Below are 23,664 nucleotides of genomic sequence, written 5' to 3'. Positions count from 1 at the left end.
TTCGCGCATCCTGACGCAGAGCAGTTTGGCCTGGGGCGGGGCTTGTGTATGCTCCCTGCTCGTTTTGTGGCCCAGAACATAACAAGAACACTGCCCTATGACCCAGGATTGCACGGCGAGCGGAGCATCGCCGCAAACCATAAGGAACGTACGCAGGCAATTCGCGACCCAGCTCTCCATCGAGCGAACCCGCCTGCTCTACCAGGGCTCGCTGTTGCCCACCCTGTTCATGTTGCTCAACGGCCTGCTGTGCGCCTGGCTGTTGTGGAGCCCTGCGCGCTACCTGCTGGTCGGCGTGTGGCTGATCTGGTTGCTGGCGCTGGTGGCCCTGCGGGTGATCCAGGTGGCGGCTTTCGATGCGGCGACGCCAGCGCGCCAGGCCAAGCCGACCTGGCAGCGCATGTTCCTGCTCGGCTCGGCGTTCAGCGGCCTGACCTTGGCCTGTGCGGCGATCGTCCTGGTGCCTGTGGATAACTTCGTGCAACAGGCCTGGGTGTTCGGCTTGCTGGGGGCAGCGGTGCTGTCGGCCAGCGTGGCCTATGCGGTGAGCCTGCCGGCCTTTCTCAGTTTCGCCTTGCCCTGCCTGCTGCCACCGATCCTGTTCCTGTTCTACTACCAAGCGGGTCTGCAGCGAGGGTGGGGCTGGCTCGGCCTGATCCTGCTGGCGGCGCTGATGGTGGTGGCCTGGCAGGTCAACCGGCTGATCGAGCGCGGCCTGTTACGGCGCTTCCAGAACCAGGCGCTGATCGAGCAGTTGCAGGAGGCCCAGCGCCATGGCGAGCACCTGAACCAAGTATTGCTCAGCGAGGTGGAACAGCGCCGGTGCGCCGAAGATCAACTGCGCCAGGCCCAGGCCGGGCTGGAGCAGCAGGTAGCCCAGCGCAGCCATGAACTGGACCTGGCCAACCATGCCCTGGGTACGAGCGAGCAGCGCCTGGCCCTGGCATTGGACGCCAGTGAGCTGGGGCTGTGGGACTGGAACCTGGAGAGCGACGAGGTGCATCACACCCAGTTGCATGCCTTGTTCGGCCTGGACCCGCGGCAGGTCCGCTCGGTCCGTGCCGACCTCAAGCCACGCCTGCATCCGGACGACCTGCCGCTGTTGCGCCGGACCCTGGTCGAGCACCTCAAGGGCCGCAGCGAAGACTATTGTGTCGAGTACCGCGTGCGCCACACCCAAGGCCACTGGTGCTGGATCGAGGACCGTGGCCGGGCGGTGGAGCATGGCCCCGACGGCAAGGTGCTGCGCATGCTCGGCACGCGCCGCGACATCACGGCGCGCAAGGAGCAGGAAGAGCAGCAACGCCTGGCCGCCACTGTGTTCGAAGCGGCCAGCGAAGGCATCGCCATTCTCGATGCGGATTTCCAGCTGCTGGCGGTCAATCAGGCTTTTTGCGACATCACCGGCTACTGTCGGGGGGAGCTGATCCAGCGCAACGCCCTGGACCTGCCCTGCAGCCGCGATGCCCGGCGCCACAGCCAGGCGATCGGCCAGGCCCTGGAGCAGCAGGGGCGCTGGCAGGGCGAGTTGGTGGAGGCGCGCAGCAATGGCGAACTCTACCCGCAATGGCTGCAGCTCAATGGCGTGCGTGACGTGCGCGGCAATATCAGCAACATCGTCGGTTTCTATACCGACCTGTCGGCGCGACGCGAATCCGAGGAGCGCTTGCGCTACCTGGCCCATTACGATGACCTGACCGGGCTGGCCAACCGCGCGCTGTTTCGCCTGCGCCTGCACGAGGCGGTGCAGCGGGTGCGCCTCAATGGTCGCAGCCTGGCGCTGCTGCACATCGACCTGGACCGTTTCAAGCTGCTCAACGAGAGCCTCGGCCATGAATGGGCCGACACGTTGCTCAAGCGGATGGCCCAGCGCATCGCCAATGCGGTGCCCGAGGCCGATACCGTCGCGCGTCTTTCCGGTGATGAATTCGTCGTGCTGTTCGACGGCTACAGCAACCTGTCCAGCCTGGTGCGGGTCACTACGCGGTTGCTCGACAAGTTGCGCGTTCCCCAGCGCCTAGGTGGCCATGAAGTGGTGGTCAGCGCCTCGGTGGGGATCAGCCTGTTGCCGGACGCGACCTTCGACGTCAACGCGCTGCTGAGCCAGGCTGACATGGCCAAGCAGCATGCCAAGCACCTGGGCGGCGACAATTTCCAGTTCTACACCGAGAGCCTGCGCGCCAGCACCCTTGAGCGCCTGCAACTGGAAAACCAACTGCGCAAGGCCCTCGACGAGCGGCAGTTGCTGGTCTACTACCAGCCCAAGCTGTGCCTACGCAGCGGCCGCCTGCACGCGGCCGAAGCGCTGGTGCGCTGGCAGCATCCCGAATGGGGCATGGTGCCGCCGGGCGAGTTCATCGGCCTGGCCGAGGAAACCGGGCTGATCGCACCGATGGGTGAGTTCGTCCTGCGCCAGGCCTGCTGGCAGGCGTGCGAGTGGCAGCGCCAGGGGCTGGCGATCCGCGTCTCGGTGAACCTGTCGGTCTACCAACTGCGCCAGGGCAAGATCGTCAGCCTGGTGCGCCAGGTGCTGGACGAGAGCGGGCTGGCGCCGCACCTGCTGGAGCTGGAACTGACCGAAAGCCAGTTGCTCGACAGCGTCGAGCACATCATCGCCACCTTCCGCCAGTTGCATGAGCTGGGGGTCAAGCTGGCTATCGACGACTTCGGCACTGGCTATTCGTCGCTGAGCTACCTCAAGCGCTTCCCGGTCGACTACGTGAAGATCGACCAGGCCTTCATCCGCGGCCTGCATGAAGGCCGGCAGGATGCGGCCATCACCCGGGCGATCATCGCCATGGCCAAGAGCCTTGAGCTGAAGGTGGTGGCGGAGGGGGTGGAAACCCGCGAGCAGCTGGCATTCCTGCGCGAGCATGGGTGTGACGAGGCGCAGGGCTACCTGATCAGCAAGCCGGTCGACGCGCGACGCTTCGAGGCCCTGCTGGCCAATCCCGGCGCCTAGGGGGCAAAGCGCTGCTTCATGCGTGCCAGGCCCGGCCCTGGTGCGCCAGCAGGCTGTTGGCTTGCTCCGGCCCGTTGGTGCCGGCGGGGTAGGGGCGCGGGGCCTGGAAGTGCTCCTCCCAGCCCTTGAGGATCGGGTCGATCCAGGCCCATGCGGCTTCCACTTCGTCGCGGCGCATGAACAGGGTCGAATCGCCCGCCAGCACATCCAGCAGCAGGCGCTCGTAGGCTTCCCAGCGGCGGGTCTGGCCGAACACCTGGGCCAGGTTCAGGTCCAGTTCCACCGGTTCCAGGCGCATGCCCTTGCCCGGGCTCTTGGTCATCATGCGCAGGCTGATGCGTTCCTCCGGTTGCAACTGGATCAGCAACTGGTTGACCTGGCCACCGCTGAACAGCTGATGGGGCACAGGCTTGAACTGGATGACGATCTGCGACGAGCGCCGCGCCATGCGCTTGCCGGTGCGCAGGTAGAACGGCACGCCGGCCCAGCGCCAGTTGTCGATCTGTGCCTGCACGGCGACGAAGGTCTCGGTATCGCTGTCGTTGTCCACGTCCTTCTCGAAGTAGTAGGCCGGCACTTCCTGGCCGCCGATCCTGCCGGCGCCGTACTGGCCGCGCACGGTCTTGTCCTGCACGTCCTGGCCGGTGATCGGCTTGAGGGCACGGAGGATCTTCACCTTCTCGTCGCGCACCGCCTCGGCCTCGAACTGCGCGGGAGGCTCCATGGCCACCAGGCACAGCAACTGCAGCAGGTGGTTCTGCAGCATGTCGCGGGTCGCCCCGGCACGGTCGTAATAGGCGCCACGGTTCTCCACCCCGAGGGTCTCGCAGACGCTGATCTGTACATGATCGACCTGGCCATTGCGCCACACCGGCTCGAGCAGGGCATTGGCGAAGCGCAGGGCCATGAGGTTCTGCACCGTCTCCTTGCCCAGGTAGTGGTCGATGCGAAACACCTGGGACTCGTCGAACACCGCGCCTATGGCTTCATTGATGGCGGTGGCCGAACCGAGCGAGTGGCCGATGGGTTTTTCCAGCACGATGCGCGCCTCGCTGTCGGCCAAGCCTGCGATGCGCAGGTGGTTGACGATGGGCACGAACAGGTTGGGGGCGGTGGCCAGGTAGTAGACCCGCGTCAGCCCGCCGGGCTCGCCGAGATAACGGGCCAGGCGGCCGAAGTCGGCGCTTTGCGAGGCGTCCATGGCGAAGTAGTCCAGGCGGGCGCAGAAGCGCCGCCAGACGTCCTCTTCGAAATCATTGCGAGCGATCTGGGCGCGGCAGTGGCGTTCGGCGAGCTTGACGTACTCGTCCCGTGGCAGGTTGCGCCGGGCCAGGGCAATGATGCGCACGGCGTTGTGCAGACGGGCCTCGCGATACAGATGGTAGAGCGCCGGCAGCAATTTGTGCAGGGCCAGGTCGCCCGTGCCGCCGAAGACCAGGATGTCGCAAGGAATAGTCAAAACCACCACTCTCCACATTCGTTTAGCTGGGCGGGTCGCCGGTCATGTAGTATAACTACAAGAAAGCTACATCCCGGCCAGCCGATCATAACCGAGTCCAGCCTGTGAATCTGTTGCAACATATCGCCCAATCGCGCCACTTGCTGCGCAAATCGGAACTGAAAGTGGCCGACCATGTACTGCTCGATCCGGCTGCCGTCATGCACAGTTCCATGGCCGACCTGGCCCACAGCGTAGGGATCAGCGAACCGACCATCGTGCGCTTCTGCCGGGCCATCGGTTGCTCGGGCTTCCAGGACCTGAAGCTCAAGTTGGCCCAGAGCCTGGCCGCTGGCGCCAGTTTCGGGCAGTTCGCGATTCACGAGGACGACTCGGTCGCCGACTACAGCCTGAAGATCTTCGACACCACCTTGCATACCCTGATGGAAGTGCGCGAGCACCTCGACCCGCAGGCACTGCAGCAGGCGGTGACCGCCATGGCCCAGGCCCAGCGCGTGGAGTTCTACGGTTTCGGTGCCTCCGGTGCGGTGGCCGCCGATGCCCAGCACAAGTTCTTCCGTCTGCTGCTCAGCGCCGCGGCCTATTCCGACCCGCACATGCAGGCGATGTCGGCGGTGACCCTGAAGCCGGGCGACGTGGCGGTGTGCATCTCCCAGTCGGGCCGCTCCAAGGACCTGCTGATCACTGCCAACCTGGTGCGCGAGAGCGGTGCCAACCTGATTACCCTGTGCCCGAGCCAGACGCCGCTGGCGGAGTTGTCCACCGTCAACCTGGCCATCGACGTGCACGAGGACACCGAGATCTACACCCCGCTGACCTCACGGATCGCCCACCTGGTGGTGATCGATGTGCTGGCCATGGGCGTGGCCATGGCCCGTGGGCCGAGCCTGGTCAACCACCTCAAGAGCGTCAAGCGCAGCCTGCGCAGCCTGCGGTTGTCGCCGAAGTCGATCAAGGCGACCGACGACTGATCCTGGATGCCCAAGGCAAGCCAAGCGGCCCCAGAGGCTCTTGGCCTGCGAACAAGCCGCCATTGGCGGCAAGAATTCACGATACTGTCACCCGATCTGCACCAAACCGTAAAACCATCACGCCAGTCTGAAACTCCCCGCATCCTCATCTGGGAGACAGGCAATGGCTCGTGACCACGATGGCTCGTACCACCCCAGCGCCAAGGCTCGCAAACAGCACGAGAAGGATCAGCGTCGCATGGAGTTTCGCCGTGCGATCGAAAGCTATTGCGAGCAACGCCAATTACTGCGTGAGATCGCCGACTACCCTGAGCTGAAAGACATCACGGTATGGCAGGTATCGGCGGCAACTTCCCCGAAAATCGCTCCACAAGCCCGCTGATCCTCGCACGTTCATTGCGAATGAACGCCTGGAACGCCAAGGCCACCGGCGACTGCCGCTTGGCCTTGGACTGCACCAGGCACCAGCTGCGGTACAGCGGCAGCTCCTCCACCGGCAGTTCCTTGAGTACGCCCGTGGCCAGTTCCATGTTCAGTGCATGGCGGGTCAGCAGGGCAATGCCCAGGCCGGCGATCACGCATTCGCGCTGGGCGTCGGAGGACGCCACTTCCAGGGTCTGGGTGAAGTGCACGCGCTTGTCCTTGAAGTATTCCTCGCAGGCCTTGCGTGTGCCCGAACCTTGCTCGCGGATGAGCAGGGTATGAGGCTCCAGGTCCTGCAGGCGGAGCTTTTCCAGCTTGCACAGCGGGTGGTCGGGCGGCGCCACGGCGACGATCGGGTTGTTCAGGAACGGCATGAACTCCAGGCCCATGTCCTGGGGGACCATCGACATGATGATCAGGTCGTCGCGGTTGTCCGACAGGCGCCGGATCGCCTGGGCCCGGTTGACCACGGTGAGGGTCAGGTTGACCTCCGGGTGACGTTGCTTGAAGGCGGCGAACAGGTGTGGCACGAAGTACTTGGCGCTGGACTCGATCGCCAGCTTCAACTGCCCCTGCAGTGAACCCTGCATGTCCGACAGCTGCATGTCGAGGTTCTCCAGGCGCCCGAAGATGTCCCGGCTGGCCCGTTGCAGGGCTTCGGCCGCTTCGGTCAGGTAGAGCTTCTTGCCGACGTACTCGAACAGCGGCTGGCCGATCAGCTCTTCGAGCTGACGGATCTGTAGACTAACGGCGGGTTGCGTCAGCGCCATTTCCTCCGCCGCTCGGCTGTACGAGCGCAAATCGCACACTTCGTTGAAGATCTGCAATTGACGCAATGTCATACGCATCAATGACTTACGCATTTCTCTCCAGGCTCCGGCAAAACCTTGTTACTGCACTATAAGCTTTTGCTAATGCTGCCTCTAATAAATATTGATTTTTGTTTATCAACCTACAGCGCTAGGGTGAATACGCGACTGGCCAGTAGCGTCTGGTCACGCGCCGACCGGTAGAACCGGGTCGTCTGTTCCATCGGCTTTGGGAAGACTCCAGTGATAAAAAAAATCCTGATCGCCAACCGGGGTGAAATCGCAGTTCGGATCGTGCGTGCATGCGCCGAGATGGGCATTCGCTCGGTCGCGATCTTTTCCGACGCCGACCGTCATGCCTTGCACGTCAAGCGCGCCGACGAGGCCTACAGTATCGGTGCCGAGCCCCTGTCCGGCTACCTGAACCCGCGCAAGCTGGTCAACCTTGCCGTGGAAACCGGCTGCGATGCCCTGCATCCGGGCTACGGTTTCCTTTCGGAGAACGCCGAACTGGCGGAAATCTGCGCCGAGCGCGGGGTCAAGTTCATCGGTCCTGCCGCCGACGTCATTCGCCGCATGGGCGACAAGACCGAGGCGCGCCGCACCATGATCCAGGCCGGGGTGCCCGTGACCCCTGGCACCGAAGGCAACGTCGCCGACATCCATGAAGCCCTGAGCGAAGGTGACCGCATCGGTTACCCGGTGATGCTCAAGGCCACCTCCGGTGGTGGTGGCCGCGGCATCCGTCGCTGCAACAGCCGCGAGGAGCTGGAGCAGGCCTTCCCGCGGGTGATCTCCGAGGCCACCAAGGCCTTCGGTTCGGCCGAAGTATTCCTGGAAAAGTGCATCGTCAATCCCAAGCACATCGAGGCGCAGATCCTCGGTGACAGTTTCGGCAACGTGGTGCACCTGTTCGAGCGCGATTGCTCGATCCAGCGTCGCAACCAGAAGCTCATCGAGATCGCCCCGAGCCCCCAGCTGACCCCGGAACAGCGCGCCTACATCGGCGACCTGGCGGTGCGCGCGGCCAAGGCGGTCAACTACGAGAATGCCGGCACCGTGGAGTTCCTGCTCGCCGATGGCGAGGTGTACTTCATGGAGATGAACACCCGCGTGCAGGTGGAGCACACCATCACCGAGGAAATCACCGGCATCGATATCGTCCGCGAGCAGATCCGCATCGCCTCGGGCCTGCCCCTGTCGGTCAAGCAGGAAGACATCCAGCACCGCGGCTACGCGCTGCAGTTTCGCATCAATGCGGAGGATCCGAAGAACAACTTCCTGCCCAGCTTCGGCAAGATCACCCGTTACTACGCACCTGGTGGCCCCGGGGTACGCACCGATACCGCGATCTACACCGGCTACACCATTCCGCCGTTCTATGACTCCATGTGCCTGAAACTGGTGGTCTGGGCGCTGACCTGGGAAGAAGCCATGGACCGTGGCCTGCGGGCCCTGGACGACATGCGTGTGCAAGGCGTGAAGACCACTGCCGCGTATTACCAGGAGATCCTGCGCAATCCGGAATTCCGTAGCGGCCAGTTCAACACCAGCTTCGTGGAAAGCCACCCGGAACTGACCAACTACTCGATCAAGCGCAAACCCGAAGAGCTGGCCCTGGCCATCGCCGCCGCCATTGCTGCACACGCAGGCCTGTGAGGAACCGAATAATGTCCAAGAAAATCTTTGTCACCGACACAATCCTGCGCGATGCTCACCAGTCCCTGCTGGCCACCCGCATGCGCACCGAAGACATGCTGCCGATCTGCGACAAGCTCGACAAGGTCGGCTACTGGTCGCTGGAAGTCTGGGGGGGCGCCACCTTCGACGCCTGCGTGCGCTTCCTCAAGGAAGACCCGTGGGAGCGCCTGCGCAAGCTGCGTGCGGCCCTGCCCAACACTCGCCTGCAAATGCTGCTGCGCGGCCAGAACCTGCTGGGCTACCGCCATTACAGCGACGACGTGGTCAAGGCCTTCGTCGCCAAGGCCGCGGTCAACGGCATCGACGTGTTCCGCATCTTCGACGCCATGAACGACGTGCGTAACCTGCGCGTGGCCATCGAGGCGGTCAAGGCTGCCGGCAAGCACGCCCAGGGCACCATCGCCTACACCACCAGCCCGGTGCACACCATCGAAGCCTTCGTGACCCAGGCCAAGCAGATGGAAGCCATGGGTTGCGACTCGGTGGCGATCAAGGACATGGCCGGCCTGCTGACTCCCTATGCCACTGGCGAACTGGTCAAGGCGCTGAAGGCCGAGCAGTCGCTGCCGGTGTTCATCCACTCCCACGACACCGCCGGCCTGGCCGCCATGTGCCAGCTCAAGGCTGTGGAAAACGGCGCCGATCATATCGACACCGCTATCTCCAGCTTCGCCTGGGGTACCAGCCACCCGGGCACCGAGTCGATGGTCGCCGCGCTCAAGGGCAGCGAGTACGACACCGGCCTGGACCTGGAGCTGCTGCAGGAGATCGGCCTGTACTTCTACGCCGTGCGCAAGAAGTACCACCAGTTCGAAAGCGAGTTCACCGCCGTGGATACCCGCGTGCAGGTCAACCAGGTCCCAGGCGGCATGATTTCCAACCTGGCCAACCAGCTCAAGGAGCAGGGCGCGCTCAACCGCATGAACGAAGTGCTGGCGGAGATCCCGCGCGTGCGCGAAGACCTCGGCTTCCCACCGCTGGTCACCCCGACCTCGCAGATCGTCGGCACCCAGGCGTTCTTCAACGTGCTGGCCGGCGAGCGCTACAAGACCATCACCAACGAAGTGAAGCTGTACCTGCAGGGCGGCTACGGCAAGGCCCCGGGTGTAGTCGACGAGAAGCTGCGGCGCCAGGCGATCGGCAGCGAAGAGGTGATCGACGTGCGTCCGGCCGACCTGCTCAAGCCGGAAATGGCCAAGCTGCGCGCCGAGATCGGCAGCCTCGCCAGCTGTGAAGAAGACGTGCTGACCTATGCCATGTTCCCGGACATCGGCCGCAAGTTCCTCGAGGAGCGCGAAGCCGGCACCCTCAAGCCCGAAGTCCTGCTGCCGATCCCGGAAGCCGGTGCCGTGGCCTCGGCCAGCGGCGAAGGTGTGCCGACCGAGTTCGTCATCGACGTGCACGGCGAGACCTACCGCGTCGACATTACCGGTGTCGGTGTCAAGGCCGAAGGCAAGCGTCACTTCTACCTGTCCATCGATGGCATGCCGGAAGAAGTGGTGTTCGAGCCGCTCAACGAATTCGTCGGTGGTGGCGGCAGCAAGCGCAAGCAGGCCAGCGATCCGGGTCATGTGAGCACCACCATGCCGGGCAACATCGTCGACGTGCTGGTCAAGGAAGGCGATATGGTCAAGGCCGGTCAGGCGGTACTGATCACCGAAGCCATGAAGATGGAGACCGAAGTCCAGGCGGCGATCGCCGGCAAGGTCGTCGCTATCCACGTGGCCAAGGGCGACCGGGTGACTCCGGGTGAGATCCTGATCGAGATCGAGGGCTGATAGACGCCTTCGACTGCAAGCGGTTTACCTCGTGGGGAGCGATATGCTCCCCTTTTTTTGGGTTCTTCACGGAATCCTGGGAAAGACAGAAACAAGAACGCCGTATTTCGCCCATTCGGCCTACAGATGGGGGGTGGTCAGGCGACAGCGTCAGGTCATCTGATCCTTACCTGGCCCTGGCGAGCTTGCTCAGGTCCGGTTCCGGCAGGCCTCGAGCGTTTCGAGTTGCCCTTCGGGCCGTTGATTGGCTTCGCTCAACCAACGCTCGAACCCCGCTGCCACCGCTGGCCACTGTTCATCGGTAATCGCATACCAGGCCGTATCGCGGTTGCGGTCCTTGATCACCATGTGGTTGCGGAACACCCCTTCGAAGACGAAGCCCAAGCGCTCTGCCGCGCGCTTCGAGCGGGCATTGGCGTTGTTGCACTTCCATTCCAGGCGGCGGTTGCCCAGCCCGAAGCCGAGCTTGCCCAGCAGGTAGATCGCCTCGGTGCCTTTTGGTGTACGCTGCATGGCGGCGCTGAAGGCGATGTGGCCGATCTCGATGCGGCCGTGCTCGGGGACGATCGACAGCAGGCTCAGGATGCCCTGCACCTGGCCGCTGGCGCGATCGATGACACTGTAGAACAGCGGATCGCGGCTGGCCGCGTTGCCGTCCAGCCAGAGGTCGAAGTCCGGCCGTTCGGAGAATGGGCCGTAGGGCAGGTAGTCCCACAGGGCAGGGTCGGAGCCCGGCCCCTGCAGCACGTCCCACAGGTCGTCGCCGTGGTGCCTTGAGTCGAGCTTTTCCAGGCGAACGAAGCGGCCTTCAAGGGGTTCGGCCTTGGGGAGGGCGGCGGGTTTCCAGTGTAGCGGCTGGTTCATGTTCGGCTCCCGGCTCACAGTGCCTTGCGAAATTGGATGAAGCCTGGCCGCTCGGCGACCTGTTCGTACAGGCCGATGGCGGTCGCGTTGGTCTCGTGGGTCAGCCAGTGCACCTTGGCGCAGCCAGCCGCCTTGGCCGTGGCATAGACGTGCTCGATCAACTGGCGGCCGATACCCTGGCCACGCTGTGTGTTATCGACGTACAGGTCCTGCAGGTAGCAAGCGTTCTCGACGCTCCAGTTGGAGCGATGATAGATCCAGTTGACCATGCCTACCGCCTTGCCGTCGACCCAGGCGAGGGCCGAATGGGTTGGCTCGTTGGGATCGAGGATGCGCTGCCAGGTAACGTTGCTGACCTCGTCGGCCAAGCTGGTCTGGTAGAAACGCAGGTAGGCCTGCCACAGGGGCAGCCAGGCGGCATGGTCGTTGGCGCCGACCGGGCGCAGGGTGATGCGGGTCATGGGGCTTTCTTCCTTCAGGGGAGGCGCATCTGCGCCGCGAGTTGCTTGTCCAGGTAGTCGGGGCTGCGGGCCAGGCCGTCGCGCACGCCCTGGATGTCGGTGGCGCTGCGGTTCTGGCTGAGCTTGCGCGCGCCTTGCAGGCGGGCGATGGGCAGGCGGATGCCGACGATGGCGCGGAGCATGCCGTCGATGTAGTCGGCGGGGGCGTCGGCCACTTTCCACGGCTCGCTGCGGCCCTGCTCGTGGCGGTCGCTCAGGCGGCTGACGATGTCCAGCAGGCGTGGCGCGTCGTGGATGACCTCGACCGGGCCATAGGCATGCACCGCCAGGTAGTTCCAGGTGGGTACCACCTTCGGGTCGCCGGCCTTGCTGGGGTAGTACGACGGGCTGACATAGGCGTCTGCCCCGGGAAACACCAGCAGGGCCTCGCCGCCTTGTGCCAGGTCCTGCCATTGGTGATTGGCCCGCGCCAGGTGGCCATGGACCGTGCCGTACTCGCCCTCGGTCGTATCGACCAGCACTGGCAGGTGGGTGGCCAGCAGGCCTTGCGCGCCATGGCTGACCAGCACCGCGAGGCGGGTTTCCAGCATCTGTGCATGCAAACGCTCGAGGTCGTGTTCCTGGTGGGGTCTGGCGTTGTACATGGCGCAGCTCCTTGTCGAATGGCTCCATCCTAGGCAGGCTATTGGCTCTATGTAAGAGCCAATAAAGGCTGTTTTGAAAGGTCCAATACCATGAATGAGCGCGCCCTTGCGTTGCCTTTCGACCCGGCGGGTATCGTGCTCGACCGCCGTCGCGGGCTTAGCCAGCAGCTCTACCAGGCATTGCGCGCACGGGTGCTGGATGGGCGCCTGGGCAGTGGCACGCGCCTGCCGGCAACGCGGGACCTGGCGGCGATGCTGGCGCTTTCGCGCAACAGCGTGGTGCGTGCCTATGACCAGCTGTATGCCGAGGGCTACATAGAAAGCCGGGTAGGGGATGGCACCTACGTCAGTCGGCTACCTAAATTATCCACACAACTGTCCACAGGGTTATCCCTGGGTTTATCAACAGACTTATCCACATTTTCGTCAGTTGATACTGAGGATTCATCCAGTTTTCCGGGTGCCAGTGAGCCTCTGCAGCGTCTGAAGAATAACCATCTGCCGCCTCCACAAGCGGGAGCGCCGCGGGCATTTCGCGTTGGCGTGCCGGCTTTCGACCTGTTCCCGTTCGAGGTCTGGGCCAGGCTGCAAGCGGGTTTCTGGCGAAATCCCGACCCTGCATCGCTGGGTTATGGCGATCCGGCGGGCGAGCCTGCGTTGCGCGAGCTCATCGCTGCCTACCTGCGTCGGTCACGTGGGCTCTCCTGCAGTGCTGAACAAATTGTGATCACCAGTGGTGCACAGCAGGCGATCAGCCTTTGTGCACAGTTGCTGCTGCAACCGGGCGACGGCGTGGCTGTGGAAAACCCAGGGTATCGGGCCGCCGGACACACCTTTGCCGTGGCGGGGGCCAATGTCAGGGGTGTGCCGGTGGACGACGAAGGCCTGGATTGCGAGCGGCTCGCCCAACTGACCGATTGCCGGCTGGCCTATGTCACACCCGCCCACCAGTACCCGACCGGTGTCACCATGAGCCTGGCCCGGCGCCTGTCGCTGCTGGCCTGGGCCGGGCGCCAGGGGGGGTGGATCATCGAGGACGACTACGACGGCGAGTACCGCTACAGCGGCGCCCCCCTGGCCCCCCTGGCGGCGTTGGACCGGCAGGGCCGGGTGCTGTACGTCGGCACCTTCGGCAAGATCGCCTTCCCCGCCTTGCGCCTGGGCTACCTGGTACTGCCCAGGCAACTGGTGCAGGGGTTCAGCCAGGGGCGGGCGCTGGCGGTACGTCACTCCGAGGTGGGCACCCAGCAGGTGATGGCGCAGTTCATGGCCCAGGGGCACTTCCAGCGGCATATCCGACGCATGCGCAAGGCCGCGTTGGCGCGACGCAACGTGCTGAAGGCTGGCTGGCCCGAGGATATCGCCGGGCTGGGGAGCATGCCGGCGGTGGCGGCGGGGCTGCACGTGAAGGTGGATGTGGATAACTTTGCGCGCGAGCAGGAGCTGGTAGCCAGGGCGCAAGCGGCAGGGGTGGAGATCACGCCGCTGAGCAATTATTGGTTGGAGGACAGCGAGGTGCCTGTGGATAAACGGGCAGGGCTGGTGCTGGGGTTTGCTGCGGTGCCGGAAGCTCGGATCGCCGATGCCTTGATGCGTTTGCGCAAGGCTTGGCGGCAGTGACATGAAGGGGGCGCTTGGCGCCCCATTCGCGGGCAAGCCCGCTCCCACAGGGTCCCCGTTGCCCTCGGGGGCTGGTGGAGTACTTGGAAGCCAGCTTGCCGGCGATAGGGCCGGTACAGACAGAACAGACGCCCCTGCAAATCACACCCTCTGTGATCGACTCAGGCCCCGAACCGCAACTCAGGTGCCCGACTTGATCCGTGTCCAGGCCCGCGTGCGCGCCCGTTCGGCGTCCCTTGGCAATGGCTTGAGGGTATACAACGTGGCCATGGCCTGCTCGGTCGGGTACAGGTTGGGGTTGTTGCGGATCTCTGGGCTGACCTTGTCGGTGGCGTCCTTGTTCGGGTTGGGGTAACCGACGAAGTCGCTGATCGGTGCGATCACCTCCGGTTGCAGCAGGTAGTTGATGAACGCATGGGCATCCTCGGGGTTGGCGGCATTCTTGGGGATGGCCAGCATGTCGAACCAGATCGGCGCGCCTTCCTTGGGCAGGCGCATGTCCACCACCACGCCATTCTTCGCATCGCGGGCACGGTTGGCGGCCTGGGAGAAGCTGCCCGAGTAGCCCACGGCCACGCAGATATCGCCATTGGCGATGTCGGCCATGTACTTGGAGGAATGGAAGTAGGTCACGTGCGGGCGGATCTTGAGCATCAGTGCCTCGGCCTGCTTGTAGTCGGCCGGCTTTTCACTGTTGGGCGGCAGGCCCAGGTACTGCAGCGCCAAGGGCAGGATCTCCGACGGCGAGTCGAGCAGGGCGACGCCGCATTGCTTGAGCTTGGCGATGTTCTCTTCCTTGAAGATCAGGTCCCAGCTGTCCACCGGGGCGTTGTCGCCCAGCGCCGCCTTGACCTTGTCGGGGTTGAAGCCGATCAGCACGGTGCCGTACATGTAGGGCACGGCGAATTTGTTGCCCGGGTCGTTGGCCTCGATCAGCTTCATCAGCGCCGGGTCCAGGTGTTGCCAGTTCGGCAGCTGGGTGCGGTCCAGGGGCTGGAACACGCCGGCCTCGATCTGCTTGGCGAGGAACACGTTGGACGGTACCACCACGTCATAGCCGGAATTGCCGGTGAGCAGCTTGGCTTCCAGGGCCTCGTTGGTGTCGAAGATGTCGTAGATCAGCTTGACCTGGGTGTCTTTCTGGAAGTCGACCAAGGTCTGCGGGGTGATGTAGTCGAACCAGTTGTACACCCGCAGGGTGCGCTGTTCGGCATGGGCCTGCAGGGCGCCGGCGACAAGGCCGGCGGCGATGAACGGGGCGAGCAGACGCTTGAGTCGAATCATGGCCGGGCTCCTGGCTGGGCGCGCTGGAAGCCTTCCAGCACATTGACGGCATTGATGCCGATTTCTTCCACAGCGTAGCCACCTTCCATCACGAACAGGGTCGGCTTGCCCAGGCGGGCGATGCGCTCGCCCATTTCCAGGTAGTCCGGGCTGTCGAGGCGAAACTGCGAGATGGGGTCGTCCTTGAAGGTATCCACACCCAGGGAGATCACCAGCACGTCCGGGCCGTAGGCCTCGATACGCTGGCAGGCGTCTTCCAGGGCTGCGCTCCATGCCGTCCAGTCGCTGCCGGCGGGGAGGGGATAGTTGACGTTGCAGCCCTCGCCGTCACCTTCGCCGGTTTCGTCGGCATAACCGAGGAAGAATGGGAACTCGGCCTGTGGGTCCCCATGGATCGAGGCGAAGAACACATCGCCCCGGCGGTAGAAGATGTCCTGGGTGCCGTTGCCATGGTGGTAATCGACGTCGAGGATGGCGACCTTGCTCCGGCCCTGGTCGAGGAAGGCCTGGGCCGCGATCGCGGCGTTATTCAGGTAGCAGTAGCCGCCCATGACTTCGGCAGCGGCGTGGTGTCCTGGCGGACGGCACAGGGCGAAGGCCGAATGGGCACCCTGCTGGATCGCCGCCTGGGCGGTGAGGGCGACCTGCGCGGCGCTGTAGGCGGCCTGCCAGGTACCGACGGTGATCGGCGCGCCGGCGTCGAAGCTGTAGTAGCCCAGCTCGCCATGCAGGCTGGTCGGCTTGACCTGGCGCAGGGTGCGCGCCGGCCAGGTGAAGGGCAGCAGGTCGCCTTCCTGGCCCAGCTTGGCCCAGCGTGCCCAGGCGCCCTCGAAGAAGTCCAGGTAGCTAGCGCCATGCACCCGCAGTAGTGGCGCGCGGCCGAAGTCGGTGGGGCCCTGGACGGGGCCGAGGTTGCGTTTTTTGACTTGCTCCAGGACGTGGTCGGCACGCGAAGGCATCTCGAAGCACGGCATCAGCTTGCCGTCGATCAGCTCGCAGCGGCCGTGGTGCAGGCGGTGATCATCGGAATAGATCGTCAGCATTTGTTGTTCTCCGGGTTCACTGGCGTGGGCCCATTTTCACGGGCGGTCAGGCGGGGGAGAACGACGCAAACGGCCAAAAGGGGATCGATGTGGCCAAAGGGTGATGTCCGGTTGGAGGCCCTGTTCGCGGATGCGCCACTCAGCTAAGGCTTCAAACGCCCATTTGTGGCTGCGAAGCGGCCCCAGTAGGGCTTGTCGGCACTGCTCAGCCGCGGAAATGGCTGGGGGCCACTCCACTCCAGCGTTGGAAGGCATGCCTGAAGCTCGCTGTCTCGCTGAAGCCCAAGGTCTCGGCGATGCGATAGATCGGCATCTGGTCCTCGGCCAGCAGTTGCTTGGCGCGCTCGAAGCGCAGTTCGTCGAGCAGTTGCTGATAGCTGCTACCCAGGGCCTGCAAGTGCCGGCGCAGGGTGCGCGACGAACAGTTCATTTGCCGGGCCAGGCCTTCCAGGCCCGGCGCGGCGTCCAGTTGCCACATCAGCAACTGGCGGATCCGCTCCAGCCAGGCCTGGCGGCCGGTGAACTCGAGGTTCAGTTGCCGGCAACGTTCGCTCATGGCCTTGTGCGTGATGGGGTCGGCCAGCGGCAAGGGCATCTCCAGCCAGCGGCGCTCGAAGGCGAAGGCATTGTCGCGGGCCTCGAAGCCCAGAGGGCATGGGAATGCCCCGTTGTAGAGCGCATGATAGCCGGGTCGGGGATGCTCGAAGCGCGTGGCCAGCAGCGGTAGCGGACGGCCCAGCAGGTCGTCGCAGATCACCTTCAGCGAAACCAGGCAGAACTCGGCATTGAAGGCAGCCAGCGCCGGGCTGTCGCGATAGTCGCTGGCACTGAGCCAGACTCGTGGGCCATCGTCCACCAGGCGCAGTTGGAAGGCCGTCCCCAACAGGGCCGGGTAGCGCAGCGCCAGGCGCAGGGCGTCACCCAAAGTGGCACTGGAGAGCAGGGCGTAACCGAGCATGCCGTAGCACGACACATGCATGCGCCGACCCAGCTCCAGGCCGATTTCCTCGCGCCGGGCCACGGCGTTGGCACACACCTGGAACTCCTGCTGGGTGGTGATGCGCGCGTCGGGATGGCCCAGGTCTGCCGGGCCGATGCCACTGCCGGCCAGCAGTTGCGTGGCGTCGCAGCCCTCCTCCTGGAAGACCTTGAGGATCAGCGAAACGGCATTGAGGGTGGTGAGGTGGCTGTGCAGCATGCGCGATGTCCCGTTGGGCTGGGGGACATTATGGAGCAAGTTGTATGCCGGATGCGGCGCAACGCCTTGCCCCCCTGAAGCCACCGACAGGCGAATAAAAAAAGGGCCCGGAGCGTGCGCTCGGGCCCTTGAAAGGTTGAGAGGTGTCTAGTCCCTCGACCTGGTGAGACGTTACAAGCGGTCGGTTACGCCTTCAGCGGAACCAGACGTGGAGCGATCATGTTTTCCGGACGCAGGATGTCGTTGAGCATCGCTTCGTCCAGCAGGCCTTCCTCGCGCACCAGTTCCAGCACGCCGCGGCCGGATTCCAGGGCGACGCGGGCGATACGGGTGGCGTTCTCGTAGCCGATGTACGGGTTCAGGGCGGTGACCAGGCCGATCGAGTGCTCGACCAGTTCACGGCAACGTTGTTCGTTGGCGGTGATGCCGACGATGCAGTGCTCGCGCAGCATGTCCATGGCGCGCTGGAGCAGGCGGATCGAGTCGAAGATCTTGTAGGCGATCAGCGGCTCCATGACGTTCAGCTGCAGTTGGCCACCTTCGGCGGCGACGGTCAGGGCCAGGTCGTTGCCCATGATGGCGAAGGCCACCTGGTTGACGGCCTCCGGGATCACCGGGTTGACCTTGCCTGGCATGATCGAGCTGCCCGGCTGGCGTGCCGGCAGGTTGATCTCGTTGATGCCGGTACGCGGGCCGCTGGACAGCAGGCGCAGGTCGTTGCAGATCTTCGACAGCTTGACCGCGGTGCGCTTGAGCATGCCGGAGAACAGCACGAAGGCGCCCATGTCGGAGGTGGCTTCGATCAGGTCGGCGGCCGGGACCAGCGGCTGGCCGCTGATGGTCGCCAGGCGCTGCACGGCCAGGGCCTGGTAGCCCGGGTCGGCGTTGATGCCGGTGCCGATCGCGGTGCCGCCGAGGTTGATTTCGGTCAGCAGCTCGGGTGCCAGGGAGCGCAGGCGGTTCAGGTCTTCGGTCATGGTGGTGGCGAAGGCACGGAATTCCTGGCCCAGGGTCATCGGCACGGCGTCCTGCAACTGGGTACGACCCATCTTCAGGACGTGGTCGAACTCCTGGCCCTTGGCGGCGAAGGCCTGGATCAGGCTCTCGAGGCTGGCCAGCAGGGCGTCGTGGCCCAGCAGCAGGCCCAGGCGGATCGCGGTCGGGTAGGCGTCGTTGGTCGACTGCGCCATGTTCACGTCGTTGTTCGGGTGCAGGTACTGGTACTCACCCTTCTGGTGGCCCATGGCCTCCAGCGCGACGTTGGCGATGACCTCGTTGGCGTTCATGTTGGTGGAGGTGCCGGCACCGCCCTGGATCATGTCCACCACGAATTGGTCGTGGAAATCACCGCGGATCAGGCGGGCGCAGGCCTCGCTGATGGCGGCATGCTTGGCATCGCTCAGGTGACCCAGCTCACGGTTGGCGTCGGCAGCGGCCTGCTTGACCATGGCCAGGGCCACGACCAGCTTCGGGTAGTGCGACAGCGGAACACCGGAGAGGTGGAAGTTGTTGGCAGCGCGCAGGGTCTGGATGCCGTAGTAGGCATCGGCAGGAACTTCAAGGGTACCAAGCAGATCTTTTTCGACGCGGAACGATGCAGCGGAGGACATGACGGATATCATCTCGATTAAAACCCGGCACCTGCCGGAATGCCGCCAATCCTAGGCTCGCCCGGATTTTGCGGCCAATGCTGTTGCACGCTAACCTATGCACAAACGGCATAGTGTTTGATGTGACGCCAATTGACATTCGAACGTGTTCCATTTTGGTGCACATCCGGAGATCGCTGCATGAACCTCGAAAGCAAGTGGTTGGAAGATTTCAGCGCCCTGGCTGCGACCCGCAGTTTTTCCCAGGCAGCGGAGCGGCGTTTCGTGACCCAGCCGGCGTTCAGCCGACGCATCCGCAGCCTCGAGGCGGCATTGGGCTTGACCTTGGTGAATCGTTCCCGTACGCCCATCGAGCTGACCGAGGCCGGCCAGCTGTTTCTCGTCACCGCGCGTACGGTTGTCGACCAGTTGAGCGAAGTTCTCCGTCATTTGCATCATCTTGAAGGCGGGCAGGGCGAGGTGATCCAGGTGGCGGCCGCGCACTCCCTGGCCTCCGGTTTCTTCCCGCGTTGGGTGGCGCAGTTGCGCAACGACGGGCTGAACATCGCCACGCGCCTGGTGGCCACCAACGTCGGTGATGCGGTGCACGCATTGCGCGAAGGGGGCTGCGACCTGATGCTGGCCTTCTATGACCCGGACGCTGCCTTGCAGATGGACTCGGAGATCTTCCCGTCGCTGCACATGGGCACCACCGAGATGCTGCCGGTCTGTGCCGTGGGTGCCGACGGCAAGCCGTTGTTCGACCTCGAGGGCGAGAGCAGCGTGCCGCTGCTGGCCTATAGCGCCGGGGCCTTCCTTGGCCGCTCCGTGAGCCTGCTGCTGCGCCAGCGCAACCTGCGCTATACCACTGTCTATGAGACCGCCATGGCCGACAGTCTCAAGAGCATGGCCCTCGAGGGCATGGGCATCGCCTGGGTGCCGCGGCTGTCGATGCGTGGCGAATTGGAGCGCGGCGAACTGGCGATCTGCGGTGGCAGCCAGTGGCATGTACCGCTGGAAATCCGCCTGTACCGCTGCGCCCTGGTGCGCAAGGCCAACGTGCGGCTGTTATGGCGCAAGCTCGAAGGCGGCGCGGCGATCGGCGCGGTTGACCCAAAAGTCAGCCAAGGCCCCGAAAAATAAGGCCGACAGTTGGTCGCCGGGGGTGCCTGGATGGCCTCGCGTTACGTTATACTGCGCGGCCCCTGGACCGGATCGACCCGGTCATGACTCAGCAAACAAGCCACGCCGGTCGTCCCGCGTGGCTTGTTGTTTTTTGACGCGCCCAAGGGCGCACAAGCGAAGAGGCTCGACGATGAGTGCACTGGTTGGCGTGATCATGGGCTCCAAGTCCGATTGGTCCACCCTTAGCCACACCGCCGATATGCTGGAGAAACTCGGCATTCCCTACGAGGTGAAGGTGGTTTCCGCCCACCGTACCCCGGATCTGCTGTTCCAGTACGCCGAAGAGGCCGAAGGCCGTGGCATCGAGGTGATCATCGCCGGTGCCGGTGGCGCCGCCCACCTGCCGGGCATGTGCGCCGCCAAGACCCACCTGCCGGTACTGGGCGTGCCGGTGCAATCGTCGATGCTGTCGGGTGTCGATTCGCTGCTGTCGATCGTGCAGATGCCCGCGGGCGTGCCGGTCGCCACCCTGGCCATCGGCAAGGCCGGCGCCATCAACGCCGCGCTGCTGTCGGCCAGCATCCTGGGCGCCAAGTACCCCCAGTACCATGCCGCGCTCAAGCAGTTCCGCAAGGAGCAGACCGAAACCGTCCTGGATAACCCGGACCCGCGCCAGGCCTGAGATTGACGAACATGAAAATCGGTGTAATCGGTGGCGGCCAGCTGGGCCGCATGCTGGCCCTGGCGGGGACCCCGCTGGGCATGAACTTCGCTTTCCTAGACCCGGCTCCGGACGCCTGCGCCGCGCCCCTGGGCGAACACCTGCGTGCCGACTACGGCGACCAGGACCACCTGCGCCAACTGGCCGACGAAGTCGACCTGGTGACCTTCGAGTTCGAGAGCGTCCCGGCCGAGACCGTGGCCTTCCTGTCCCAGTTCGTCCCGGTCTACCCGAGCGCCGAGGCCCTGCGCATCGCCCGTGACCGCCTGTTCGAGAAGAGCCTGTTCCGCGACCTGGGAATCCCGACCCCAGCCTTCGCCGACATCCAGTCCCAGGCGGACCTGGACGCTGCGGTGGCTACCATCGGCCTGCCGGCGGTGCTCAAGACCCGTACCCTCGGCTACGACGGCAAGGGCCAGAAAGTCCTGCGCAGCGCCGAGGATGTCGTGGGCACTTTCGCCGAGCTGGGCAGCGTGCCGTGCCTGCTGGAAGGCTTCGTGCCCTTCACTGGCGAGGTTTCCCTGGTTGCCGTGCGCGGCCGTGATGGCGAAACCCGTTTCTACCCGCTGGTGCACAACACCCACGAGGGTGGCATCCTGCGCCTGTCGGTGGCGAGCGAGGCCCACCCCCTGCAGGCGCTGGCCGAGGACTACGTTGGCCGCGTGCTGGAGAAGCTGGACTACGTCGGCGTGCTGGCCTTCGAGTTCTTCGAGGTCGACGGTGGCCTTAAGGCCAACGAGATCGCCCCGCGCGTGCACAACTCCGGGCACTGGACCATCGAGGGCGCCGAGTGCAGCCAGTTCGAGAACCACCTGCGCGCCGTGGCCGGCCTGCCGCTGGGCCCGACGGCCAAGGTCGGCGAGAGCGCCATGCTCAACTTCATCGGCCAGGTGCCGGCCGTGGACAAGGTGCTGGCCATCGACGATTGCCACCTGCACCACTACGGCAAGGCCTTCAAGATCGGGCGCAAGGTTGGCCACGCCACCCTGCGTAGCAAGGACATGGCCACCCTGCAGCGCAAGATCGCCGAAGTCGAAGCGCTGATCGCCGGCTGATTGAACCTCTGCGCCCGGCAGGCCCTCTGAAATGGCAACAAGCCAAAGCGCTGTCTAGGCTATGGCTTGTTCCATTTCACTGCAGAGGGATTGCCATGGGTATCATTGGAACCATCTTCATCGGCCTCATCGTCGGCCTGCTGGCCCGGTTCATCAAGCCGGGGGACGACAGCATGGGCTGGATCATGACCATCCTCCTCGGCATCGCCGGCTCCCTGGTCGCCACCTATGGCGGACAAGCCCTGGGTATCTACCAGGCGGGGCAGGCTGCGGGTTTCTTCGGTGCCTTGGTCGGCGCCGTCGTCCTGCTGGTGATCTACGGATTCATCAAGAAGCGCTGATTAACGGCTAGAATGCCCGGCAATTCCATCCGAGTTGCCGAGCATTTCCATGCGTGCGTTTTTCCTCATTCCCTTGTTGCTGGTCAGTGCCCTGGCCCATGCCGAGCTGCCCGAGACCGATTGGCTGGAGCTGATGCCCAAGTCGGACCAAAAGGCGCTGGAGCAGATGCCCGAGATCGACCACGACTCCCCGGAGGCCATGGGTACCTTCACCCAGAAGGGTGGCCTCAAGCAGGGCAAGGGCCTGCCGGCGGTGATGTACTCGACCAAGACCGTGGCGGCCATGAACGGCAGGCAGATCCGCCTGGGCGGGTATCCGGTGCCGCTGGAAAGCGATGCCAAGGGCAACAGCACATTGTTCTTCCTGGTGCCGTATCCTGGCGCCTGCATCCACGTGCCGCCACCACCGCCTAACCAACTGGTGCTGGTGCGCTATCCCAAGGGGCTGAAGATCGATGATATCTACACGCCGCTGTGGGTCAGCGGCACCTTGAAGGTCGAGACGGTCAGCAATGACCTGGCGGATGCAGCCTATGCCCTGGATGCGGGGATGGTGAGGGTCGTGGAGGATGCCGATCTCTGAGGCCGTCAGTTGAGGCACGAAGCGGCCCTGAACGGGCCGCTTCAAAAGGGGTTTGCGCAGTTGCCTAGAGCGCTTCGCTGGCGAAGGTGACGCTCAACGCATGGCTCGCCCCTGGCGCCAGCGTCACCACGTCATCCCACACATTCGCCGTCTCGATGCACAGCATCCGCTGCCAGCCGTCGTCAGCCATGTCCGCCAGCTCGTGGGCGCGGTCGGTCCAGGGGTTCCAGATCACTGCCGAGCGCGACCCGCTGCTGTCGAGCGTGATACGCCGGTTCCAGTGAGGGTCGACGATCGCCAGCCGCTGCGGTGTGCCCAGGTAGATGCGATCGGTCTCGCCGGTAAAGCCCAGTGCCCCCTGCTGCCGGCGCTGTTCCCAGTCGGCCAGGGTCTCGATGTAGTCCAGCCCCGCGACGCCCTCGACCTGCACCTGGTGCACATCGCTCACCGCGAAGTAACTGTGCAGGGCCTGGCTGAGGGTCACGTCATCGTTGCCCAGGTTGTAGCTGGTCAGCGTCAGCTTCAGTTGCCCGCCCAATTCGACCAGCAGCTTGAGTTCGACTTCGTGCGGCCAGCCGGGCAGGTCACCCTGGGCCTCGGGCAGGCCGAACTCGATGCGCAGGTCGCTGCCCGCGTCCTCGATGCCCAGCAACTGCCAGTCGCGCGTACGGGCCAGGCCGTGGGCCGGGGCCTGCTCGCCGTGGTACATGGCCTGGACGGCCTGGGGATTGCGCTGCAGGTTGCCGAACCATGGCCAGCACACCGGCGCGCCGGCGCGTACCGACTTGCCCCGGCGGAAGATGGCCTGGTCGCTCAGCCACAGCAGGGGCGGTTCGCCCAGCCGCTGGTAGCTCAGGACCTGGGCGCCCTGCTGGGCGATCAGCAGTTCGGCGTGGTCACTGGTGATCCGCCAGCAATTGAGTTCGCCGTGTTGTTCCGTTTCGACCTGGAAGGTAGCCATGCGCTTGTCTCGTCGTGATGCACGTAAGCCCCTTGGACCTTGTGCCCTGCACCGAGTTTACCGCGCTCCCGG

21 protein-coding genes are annotated in these 23,664 nt (G+C 64.6%); 11 read left to right on the top strand and 10 right to left on the bottom strand.

The features are described from left to right. Positions 1–97: 97 nt before the first annotated feature. Positions 98–2,962 carry an EAL domain-containing protein gene (locus WCE05_RS09330; RefSeq protein WP_368815801.1) on the top strand — a complete coding sequence of 955 codons (2,865 nt, stop codon included), beginning with the start codon at positions 98–100 and terminating at the stop codon, positions 2,960–2,962. Between the two features lie 16 nt (positions 2,963–2,978). On the opposite strand, the gene zwf is transcribed toward WCE05_RS09330, so the two are convergent. Further along, entirely contained in the window at positions 2,979–4,421 is a 1,443-nt protein-coding gene (gene zwf / locus WCE05_RS09325; RefSeq protein ID WP_225786811.1) for a glucose-6-phosphate dehydrogenase, read from the bottom strand. A 104-nt stretch (positions 4,422–4,525) separates the two neighbouring features. On the opposite strand from zwf, the gene hexR reads away from it, so the two are divergent. Together hexR and WCE05_RS09315 are read left to right on the top strand one after the other, a co-directional pair. Then, the gene (gene hexR, locus WCE05_RS09320) at positions 4,526–5,392 is read left to right on the top strand and encodes a transcriptional regulator HexR (protein WP_011536461.1); all 867 of its coding nucleotides are present in this window, start codon (positions 4,526–4,528) and stop codon (positions 5,390–5,392) included. Positions 5,393–5,555: 163 nt separating this feature from the next. Then, positions 5,556–5,774 (top strand): PA3496 family putative envelope integrity protein, encoded by a 219-nt coding sequence (locus WCE05_RS09315; RefSeq protein WP_225786810.1) that lies wholly within the window; start codon positions 5,556–5,558, stop codon positions 5,772–5,774. On the opposite strand, the gene WCE05_RS09310 is transcribed toward WCE05_RS09315, so the two are convergent. Next, positions 5,716–6,678, bottom strand: a complete 963-nt coding sequence (locus WCE05_RS09310; RefSeq protein WP_317235042.1) for a LysR family transcriptional regulator — start codon at positions 6,676–6,678, stop codon at positions 5,716–5,718. The two genes, WCE05_RS09315 and WCE05_RS09310, sit on opposite strands and share 59 nt — an antisense overlap. A 189-nt stretch (positions 6,679–6,867) precedes the next feature. Between WCE05_RS09310 and WCE05_RS09305 the strand changes: the two genes are divergently transcribed. Together WCE05_RS09305 and oadA are read left to right on the top strand one after the other, a co-directional pair. Further along, positions 6,868–8,283: an acetyl-CoA carboxylase biotin carboxylase subunit gene (locus tag WCE05_RS09305; protein ID WP_225786809.1), complete on the top strand. Its 1,416-nt coding sequence runs from the start codon at positions 6,868–6,870 to the stop codon at positions 8,281–8,283. A gap of 11 nt (positions 8,284–8,294) precedes the next feature. Further along, positions 8,295–10,103: a sodium-extruding oxaloacetate decarboxylase subunit alpha gene (gene oadA, locus WCE05_RS09300; protein WP_225786808.1), complete on the top strand. Its 1,809-nt coding sequence runs from the start codon at positions 8,295–8,297 to the stop codon at positions 10,101–10,103. A 189-nt stretch (positions 10,104–10,292) separates the two neighbouring features. On the opposite strand, the gene WCE05_RS09295 is transcribed toward oadA, so the two are convergent. The 3 genes from WCE05_RS09295 to WCE05_RS09285 are packed head-to-tail and all read right to left on the bottom strand — an operon-like array spanning position 10,293 to position 12,072. Beyond that, entirely contained in the window at positions 10,293–10,967 is a 675-nt protein-coding gene (locus WCE05_RS09295) for a GNAT family N-acetyltransferase (RefSeq protein WP_225786807.1), read from the bottom strand. Positions 10,968–10,981: 14 nt separating this feature from the next. Then, the gene (locus tag WCE05_RS09290) at positions 10,982–11,428 is read right to left on the bottom strand and encodes a GNAT family N-acetyltransferase (protein ID WP_225786806.1); all 447 of its coding nucleotides are present in this window, start codon (positions 11,426–11,428) and stop codon (positions 10,982–10,984) included. A gap of 14 nt (positions 11,429–11,442) precedes the next feature. Then, complete coding sequence (locus tag WCE05_RS09285; RefSeq protein ID WP_225786805.1) at positions 11,443–12,072, bottom strand: FMN-binding negative transcriptional regulator; 630 nt, start codon at positions 12,070–12,072, stop codon at positions 11,443–11,445. Between the two features lie 90 nt (positions 12,073–12,162). Here WCE05_RS09285 and WCE05_RS09280 point away from each other — a divergent pair, with 90 nt between their 5' ends. Further along, the gene (locus tag WCE05_RS09280) at positions 12,163–13,692 is read left to right on the top strand and encodes a PLP-dependent aminotransferase family protein (protein ID WP_368815800.1); all 1,530 of its coding nucleotides are present in this window, start codon (positions 12,163–12,165) and stop codon (positions 13,690–13,692) included. 180 nt (positions 13,693–13,872) lie between these two features. Here the strand turns inward: WCE05_RS09280 and WCE05_RS09275 are convergent, their stop codons facing one another. The 4 genes from WCE05_RS09275 to aspA all read right to left on the bottom strand — a co-directional run bounded on the left by WCE05_RS09275 (position 13,873) and on the right by aspA (position 18,827). After that, a complete protein-coding gene (locus WCE05_RS09275; RefSeq protein ID WP_368815799.1) occupies positions 13,873–14,976 on the bottom strand; it encodes a polyamine ABC transporter substrate-binding protein in 1,104 nt (367 codons plus the stop codon). Beyond that, positions 14,973–16,019 carry a histone deacetylase family protein gene (locus WCE05_RS09270; protein WP_368815798.1) on the bottom strand — a complete coding sequence of 349 codons (1,047 nt, stop codon included), beginning with the start codon at positions 16,017–16,019 and terminating at the stop codon, positions 14,973–14,975. The genes WCE05_RS09275 and WCE05_RS09270 overlap by 4 nt, the downstream gene beginning before the upstream one ends. A gap of 205 nt (positions 16,020–16,224) precedes the next feature. Further along, a complete protein-coding gene (locus WCE05_RS09265; protein ID WP_368815797.1) occupies positions 16,225–17,217 on the bottom strand; it encodes an AraC family transcriptional regulator in 993 nt (330 codons plus the stop codon). Positions 17,218–17,402: 185 nt separating this feature from the next. Continuing rightward, positions 17,403–18,827 carry an aspartate ammonia-lyase gene (gene aspA / locus WCE05_RS09260; protein ID WP_225786800.1) on the bottom strand — a complete coding sequence of 475 codons (1,425 nt, stop codon included), beginning with the start codon at positions 18,825–18,827 and terminating at the stop codon, positions 17,403–17,405. Between the two features lie 180 nt (positions 18,828–19,007). On the opposite strand from aspA, the gene WCE05_RS09255 reads away from it, so the two are divergent. The 5 genes from WCE05_RS09255 (at position 19,008) to WCE05_RS09235 (ending at position 22,631) form a co-directional block, all read left to right on the top strand. Continuing rightward, positions 19,008–19,949, top strand: a complete 942-nt coding sequence (locus WCE05_RS09255) for a LysR substrate-binding domain-containing protein (RefSeq protein ID WP_225786799.1) — start codon at positions 19,008–19,010, stop codon at positions 19,947–19,949. A 172-nt stretch (positions 19,950–20,121) separates the two neighbouring features. Beyond that, the gene (gene purE, locus WCE05_RS09250) at positions 20,122–20,613 is read left to right on the top strand and encodes a 5-(carboxyamino)imidazole ribonucleotide mutase (protein ID WP_225786798.1); all 492 of its coding nucleotides are present in this window, start codon (positions 20,122–20,124) and stop codon (positions 20,611–20,613) included. An 11-nt stretch (positions 20,614–20,624) separates the two neighbouring features. Beyond that, entirely contained in the window at positions 20,625–21,707 is a 1,083-nt protein-coding gene (locus tag WCE05_RS09245; protein WP_225786797.1) for a 5-(carboxyamino)imidazole ribonucleotide synthase, read from the top strand. Between the two features lie 95 nt (positions 21,708–21,802). Continuing rightward, positions 21,803–22,048, top strand: coding sequence for a GlsB/YeaQ/YmgE family stress response membrane protein (locus WCE05_RS09240; protein ID WP_225786796.1), 246 nt, complete (start codon positions 21,803–21,805; stop codon positions 22,046–22,048). A 49-nt stretch (positions 22,049–22,097) separates the two neighbouring features. After that, positions 22,098–22,631, top strand: coding sequence for a DUF3299 domain-containing protein (locus tag WCE05_RS09235; RefSeq protein WP_225786795.1), 534 nt, complete (start codon positions 22,098–22,100; stop codon positions 22,629–22,631). Between the two features lie 64 nt (positions 22,632–22,695). Here the strand turns inward: WCE05_RS09235 and WCE05_RS09230 are convergent, their stop codons facing one another. Beyond that, entirely contained in the window at positions 22,696–23,592 is an 897-nt protein-coding gene (locus WCE05_RS09230) for a D-hexose-6-phosphate mutarotase (RefSeq protein ID WP_225786794.1), read from the bottom strand. Positions 23,593–23,664: the final 72 nt, after the last annotated feature.

It is taken from the genome of Pseudomonas sp. I2, from assembly GCF_040984075.1.
GTDB lineage: Bacteria > Pseudomonadota > Gammaproteobacteria > Pseudomonadales > Pseudomonadaceae > Aquipseudomonas > Aquipseudomonas guariconensis_B.
Note: the sequence above shows the minus strand (reverse complement) of the source record. Positions and strands in the feature narration are given on the sequence as shown.